This is a genomic window from Vibrio sp. 10N.222.52.B7, assembly GCF_041474275.1.
Classification (GTDB): domain Bacteria; phylum Pseudomonadota; class Gammaproteobacteria; order Enterobacterales; family Vibrionaceae; genus Vibrio; species Vibrio crassostreae_C.
In genome coordinates this window covers 1-387 of sequence record NZ_JBFRTU010000403.1, presented here as the reverse complement: position 1 = coordinate 387, position 387 = coordinate 1, and the positions used below count along the sequence as shown (strand labels likewise).

The 387-nt window shown below is 44.2% G+C and carries 1 protein-coding gene; it reads right to left on the bottom strand.

The genetic code is table 11. The features are described 5' to 3' along the window. On the bottom strand, nt 1–387 hold a 387-nt coding region (locus AB4512_RS23410), incomplete at both ends, for a LysR substrate-binding domain-containing protein (RefSeq protein ID WP_372175918.1).

Below are 387 nucleotides of genomic sequence, written 5' to 3'. Positions count from 1 at the left end.
ACCTAGCGCAACCATGCTTACAATCGCCTCATGACCTGATACCTGAGCGTAAATGTTGGGCTTTATCTTCATCTTTTTGAACCATGCGTTCGCACGTTCTCGTGCAGTACCTGCTTCTGGGATGATAAAAGGTACTTCATTCCAGTTTGGTTTATCTGATTGCAGCTGCTGGCTAAAACTACTCACACCGGATGGGATGATGACTGACAGTGGTATATCGCTGATGGTTTCGAACTCTAATCTTGAGGGAAGAATGTCTGGCTTCGCTGAGATAGCAATATCTGCTTCATCATTTAAAATCTTGTCGATGGATTGAGCTGGATCGCCTGTAGAGAGCTTAAATTCAATGTACGGATGAATAGCTCTGAATTCGGTTATGAGCTCAGG